The organism is Citrobacter sp. wls826 (assembly GCF_005281245.1).
Classification (GTDB): Bacteria; Pseudomonadota; Gammaproteobacteria; order Enterobacterales; family Enterobacteriaceae; genus Citrobacter; species Citrobacter braakii.
The window spans coordinates 103,560-109,165 of record NZ_SZWS01000045.1; the positions used below are offsets into that span (position 1 = coordinate 103,560).

General features: G+C 54.4%; 4 protein-coding genes and 1 pseudogene. 3 read left to right on the top strand and 2 right to left on the bottom strand.

All coding sequences use genetic code 11. The annotated features are described in order from the left end of the window. Positions 1–301, bottom strand: a 301-nt coding sequence (metJ, locus tag FDW87_RS10085) for a met regulon transcriptional regulator MetJ (protein WP_137379709.1), incomplete at its 3' end; no start/stop codon positions are given. A 265-nt stretch (positions 302–566) separates the two neighbouring features. Between metJ and metB the strand changes: the two genes are divergently transcribed. Further along, complete coding sequence (gene metB / locus FDW87_RS10090) at positions 567–1,727, top strand: cystathionine gamma-synthase (RefSeq protein WP_137367544.1); 1,161 nt, start codon at positions 567–569, stop codon at positions 1,725–1,727. Positions 1,728–1,729: 2 nt separating this feature from the next. Next, positions 1,730–4,162, top strand: coding sequence for a bifunctional aspartate kinase/homoserine dehydrogenase II (metL, locus tag FDW87_RS10095; protein ID WP_016155268.1), 2,433 nt, complete (start codon positions 1,730–1,732; stop codon positions 4,160–4,162). Here metL and FDW87_RS10100 read toward each other — a convergent pair. Then, on the bottom strand, positions 4,137–5,312 hold the full coding sequence (locus FDW87_RS10100) for a cytoplasmic protein (RefSeq protein ID WP_103284377.1): 1,176 nt from the start codon (positions 5,310–5,312) through the stop codon (positions 4,137–4,139). The two genes, metL and FDW87_RS10100, sit on opposite strands and share 26 nt — an antisense overlap. Positions 5,313–5,445: 133 nt before the next feature. Between FDW87_RS10100 and FDW87_RS22225 the strand changes: the two are divergent. After that, positions 5,446–5,606: pseudogene (locus FDW87_RS22225) on the top strand (bifunctional metallophosphatase/5'-nucleotidase); the annotation flags it as partial.

Here is a 5,606-nt window from a genome sequence, read left to right on the forward strand (position 1 = left end):
CCGGGTTGATACCCAGTTCACGCATAATTACCTTTGCTTCTTCCGGGATTTCATCGCTGCGCTCTTTACGCAGGTCGTCATCGTTGGGTAATGGTTGCCCGGTAAAAGCATGCAGAAACGCTTCACACAGCAGTTCGCTGTTGGTGGCGTGACGCAGGTTGTTAACCTGACGACGCGTGCGTTCATCGGTAAGGATTTTTAACACCTTCAGAGGAATGGAAACCGTAATTTTTTTGACTTGCTCACTCTTCTTACCGTGCTCAGCGTATGGGCTGATATATTCGCCGCTCCATTCAGCCATGAGATACCTAATCCTCTTTGTCATTAATATTGAGGCCAGAACCTGAGCCCGGACCATAATTGCGCGTAGTTTATCGTAGTGGCGTGGCCCTGACACGAAGTAAGCCGACGCAGATGTACGCTAATGCATATAATTTTAACGGCTATTTCCGGTTTGCTCAATCTATACGCAAAGAAGTTTAGATGTCCAGATGTATTGACGGCTATCGTAACTATGATTACTCTGGTGTCTGACTTTTCACCGACTCAGCCAGGATCTCCTCAATATGACGCGTAAACAGGCCACCATCGCAGTGCGTAGCGGGTTAAATGACGACGAACAGTACGGTTGCGTTGTCCCGCCGATCCACCTCTCCAGCACCTATAACTTTACCGGTTTTAATGAGCCTCGCGCCCATGACTATTCGCGCCGCGGTAACCCAACGCGTGATGTCGTTCAGCGTGCGCTGGCGGAACTGGAAGGTGGGGTGGGGGCAGTACTGACCAATACCGGCATGTCGGCGATTCATCTGGTGACCACGGTATTCCTCAAGCCTGGCGATCTGCTGGTCGCACCGCACGACTGCTACGGCGGGAGTTATCGTCTGTTTGACAGCCTGGCAAAGCGTGGCTGTTATCGCGTACTGTTTGTCGATCAAGGAGATGAGCAGGCGTTGCAGGCGGCACTGGCGGAAAAACCGAAGCTGGTGCTGGTAGAAAGCCCAAGCAACCCGCTGTTGCGCGTGGTGGATATCGCGAAAATCTGCCAACTGGCGCGCGAGGCTGGTGCGGTCAGCGTGGTGGACAACACTTTTTTAAGCCCGGCACTGCAAAATCCACTGGCATTAGGCGCCGATCTGGTGTTGCATTCATGCACGAAATATTTAAACGGTCACTCCGACGTAGTGGCTGGTGTGGTGATAGCAAAAGATCCGGAAACGGTCACTGAACTGGCATGGTGGGCGAATAATATTGGTGTGACCGGCGGCGCGTTTGATAGTTATCTGCTGTTGCGCGGCCTGCGTACTCTGTCACCTCGTATGGAGGTGGCGCAACGTAATGCTCAGGCGATTGTGGATTATCTGCAAACTCAGCCGCTGGTGAAAAAATTGTATCACCCGTCATTGCCGGATAATCAGGGCCATGAGATTGCCGCGCGTCAGCAAAAAGGGTTTGGCGCGATGTTGAGTTTTGAGCTGGATGGCGATGAGCAAACGCTGCGTCGCTTCCTCGGCGGGTTGTCATTGTTTACGCTGGCGGAATCGTTAGGGGGCGTTGAAAGTCTGATCTCCCATGCCGCAACCATGACACACGCGGGAATGGCGCCAGAAGCGCGTGCTGCTGCCGGAATTTCGGAAACGCTGTTGCGTATCTCCACCGGTATTGAAGATGGCGAAGATTTAATTGCCGACCTGGAAAATGGCTTCCGGGCTGCAAACAAGGGGTAAACATGAGTGTGATTGCGCAGGCAGGGACGAAGGGTCGTCAACTGCACAAATTTGGTGGTAGTAGTCTGGCTGATGTGAAATGTTATCTGCGTGTTGCAGGCATTATGGCGGAGTACTCGCAGCCTGATGACATGATGGTTGTTTCAGCCGCAGGCAGTACCACTAACCAGTTGATTAGCTGGCTAAAATTAAGCCAGACCGATCGTCTGTCTGCGCATCAGGTTCAACAGGCGTTACGTCGCTATCAGAGTGAGCTTATCAGCGGTTTGTTACCTCCTGAGGTGGCGGATGGGCTGATCGGCGCGTTTATTCACGATCTGGAGCGCCTGGCCGGATTACTCGACAGCGGCGTGAATGATGCCGTCTATGCTGAAGTCGTCGGGCATGGCGAGGTGTGGTCGGCGCGTTTGATGTCTGCCGTCCTTAACCAACAGGGGCTGGAGTCAGCCTGGCTGGATGCGCGCGATTTTTTACGTGCCGAGCGCGGCGCTCAGCCGCAGGTGGATGAAGGTCTTTCTTACCCATTGCTGCAGCAACTGCTGGCGCAGCATCCGGGCAAACGCCTGGTCGTTACCGGTTTCATTAGCCGCAGCAACGCCGGTGAGACGGTACTGCTGGGGCGTAACGGCTCCGACTACTCGGCGACGCAGGTTGGCGCGTTGGCGGGGGTTTCCCGCGTAACCATCTGGAGCGATGTGGCCGGGGTTTACAGCGCGGATCCGCGTAAAGTAAAAGATGCCTGTCTGCTGCCGCTGCTGCGTCTGGATGAAGCCAGCGAGCTGGCGCGTCTGGCGGCTCCGGTTCTCCATGCCCGCACCCTCCAGCCGGTTTCCGGCAGCGATATCGATCTCCAGTTGCGTTGTAGCTATACGCCGGAGCAGGGATCGACGCGTATTGAACGCGTGCTGGCTTCCGGTACCGGGGCACGTATTGTGACCAGCCATGACGACGTTTGTCTGATTGAGTTTCAGGTTCCCACTGGCCAGGACTTTAAACTGGCCTATAAAGAGATTGATCAGATTTTAAAACGCACCCAGGTGCGTCCGCTGGCAGTGGGTGTGCATCCTGACCGCCAGTTGCTGCAATTTTGCTATACCTCCGAAGTCGCTGATGGCGCACTGAAAATTCTGGATGAAGCTGGCCTGCCGGGCGAACTGCGTCTGCGCCAGGGGCTGGCGCTGGTAGCGATGGTTGGGGCGGGCGTCACCCGTAACCCGCTGCACTGCCATCGCTTTTGGCAACAGCTGAAAGGTCAGCCGGTCGAATTCACCTGGCAGTCGGAAGAGGGCATTAGTCTGGTCGCCGTCTTGCGTACCGGGCCAACGGAGAGCCTGATTCAGGGTCTGCACCAGTCAATCTTCCGCGCGGAAAAACGCATTGGTCTGGTGCTGTTCGGCAAAGGCAACATTGGGTCGCGTTGGCTGGAGCTGTTTGCCCGCGAGCAGAGCACGCTCTCGGCGCGTACCGGATTAGAGTTCGTGCTGGCAGGAGTGGTTGATAGTCGCCGTAGCCTGCTGAATTACGAAGGGCTGGATGCCAGTCGCGCATTGGCCTTCTTCGATGACGAGGCGGTAGAACAGGATGAAGAGTCATTGTTCCTGTGGATGCGTGCCCACCCGTATGATGATTTAGTGGTGCTGGACGTCACTGCCAGCGAGCAGTTGGCGGAGCAGTATCTGGATTTCGCCAGTCATGGCTTCCACGTTATCAGCGCCAACAAGCTGGCGGGGGCGAGCAGCAGTAATAATTACCGCCAGATTCATGACGCCTTTGAAAAAACCGGTCGCCACTGGCTGTATAACGCCACCGTCGGCGCAGGCTTGCCGATCAACCATACCGTGCGCGATCTGATTGATAGCGGAGATACTATTCTGTCTATCAGTGGGATCTTCTCCGGCACGTTGTCGTGGTTGTTCCTGCAATTTGATGGCACGGTCCCGTTCACCGATCTGGTGGATCAGGCGTGGCAGCAGGGTCTGACTGAACCTGATCCGCGCGTGGATCTTTCCGGCAAAGATGTGATGCGCAAGCTGGTGATTCTGGCGCGTGAAGCGGGTTACGACATCGAACCGGACCAGGTACGCGTAGAGTCGCTGGTGCCTGCGCACTGTGAAGCAGGTTCTATTGACCATTTCTTTGAAAATGGCGATGAACTGAACGAGCAGATGGTGCAACGCCTGGAAGCGGCACGTGAAATGGGATTGGTGCTACGCTATGTGGCGCGTTTTGACGCTAACGGTAAGGCACGCGTTGGCGTTGAAGCGGTACGCCCTGAGCACCCGCTGGCGGCACTACTGCCGTGCGATAACGTCTTCGCCATTGAAAGCCGTTGGTATCGTGATAACCCGCTGGTCATTCGCGGACCGGGGGCGGGCCGCGATGTGACCGCCGGGGCGATTCAGTCAGACATCAACCGTTTGGCGCAACTGCTGTAGTTTTTGTTGCCGGATAACATGTGTAAACATCGCCCTCAATGAGGGCGTTGTATTTATCTGCCAGCGATCTTATCGCCTGAAACACCGAATGGGCAGAGTAACGGGTACTTTGCTGAAATTCTGTCTGTTGCCGCAACCAGGCGAGAAAACGATGGCTTGCCGCCAGGGTTATTGACGCGCTTTCTTCAACCCGCCCCTGCGTTAACAAACACACCATTTTACGCATATCGCCTCGTTGCCAGATTTGCCACTGATTTCGCCACCATCCCTGATACGTTTTACCCAGCAATTGCCAGGGCAGCGTGCGCTGATCGCTATTCATTTCTTCATCAATAAACCACAGCGAGGCGCGATGATGGCGAAACTGTTCCGCCCATGCGGTAATCGCTGCGCCGCGCAGGAAGCATTCGTGGGCAATAATATGGGTTTTTACCTCTGGCCACAGATGGCTCAGCAGGCGGAAATGCCCATGGGCAGTAATGACCGGGCGTAAAATCGCGCCGCTGGCGTTCCGTTTGAGTATGGCGCTGCCGTACTGGATTTCATCAAACTGGCTGCGGCGTAAAAACTGGGTTTCCCGCTGACTCACTCGCTCAATGATATCGTCGTGAATGACTGTTGGCTCAGCAGTGCCACGCCAGCGGTAAAGCAATGATATGCCGGCAGTGTGCGGCGTGAAGTTGCTGGAAATATGCAGAACATTGCCGCGAATAGCGTCAAAAGAGAGTAATACATAGAGTTGCTGGCCTGCACTAACGCCCTGAAAAGGGACGAGCAAGGGAATCGTCGCTATTTGTTCTGGCAAAACGATGCCGGTGGGAGGCGCCTGCTTTGGTGTCCACACTTTTTTGCAGTTTCGGCACTGGACGCGCTGGCTGCCCTGCGGATTATGCCCATAGCGGATGATTTCTCGTTGGTAGCAACATGGGCAAAACTGACCACGATTAGCGGCGAAATCCGCTAAATATGCCGACAACCAGCAACGGAACTGTTCCTCATCAAACAGCGGTGGAAGGCTGCCGCATGCCCGGCAATGCAGTGCGGCATAACCCAGCCGATATTCTGGCCAGCTGTAATCAGCTGAGCTCGCCAGCCCCAGATTTTTGCAGCCAAAGGATTTGCAGCAATTGATAGTGAACAGTGACGTCATCCTGTTACCAACGATTTTTAATGGTCGTTGATTTTGGCCTGCAACTATCACCGATGGATGTGAGTTTTCTCACATAAAAAAACCTTTCAGAACGTAACGTAGCGAATCTTTATATGACTGAAAGGGATTGGTTATGAAGCTAAAAATGCTTGCTGTCGGTGTTCTGGTATCTTTACCGCTCTGGGCGAGTGCCAAAGATGTCACGATTATTTATACCAACGATCTCCATGCCCATGTCGAACCTTATAAAGTGCCATGGATTGCCAATGGCACACGAGATATTGGCGGTTGGGC

Bases quoted from the DNA above. Each gene is read 5' to 3' on its own strand.
- metB (WP_137367544.1), top strand. From the start codon at position 567: ATGACGCGTAAACAGGCCACCATCGCAGTGCGTAGCGGGTTAAATGAC.
- metL (WP_016155268.1), top strand. From the start codon at position 1,730: ATGAGTGTGATTGCGCAGGCAGGGACGAAGGGTCGTCAACTGCACAAA.
- FDW87_RS10100 (WP_103284377.1), bottom strand. From the start codon at position 5,312: ATGACGTCACTGTTCACTATCAATTGCTGCAAATCCTTTGGCTGCAAA.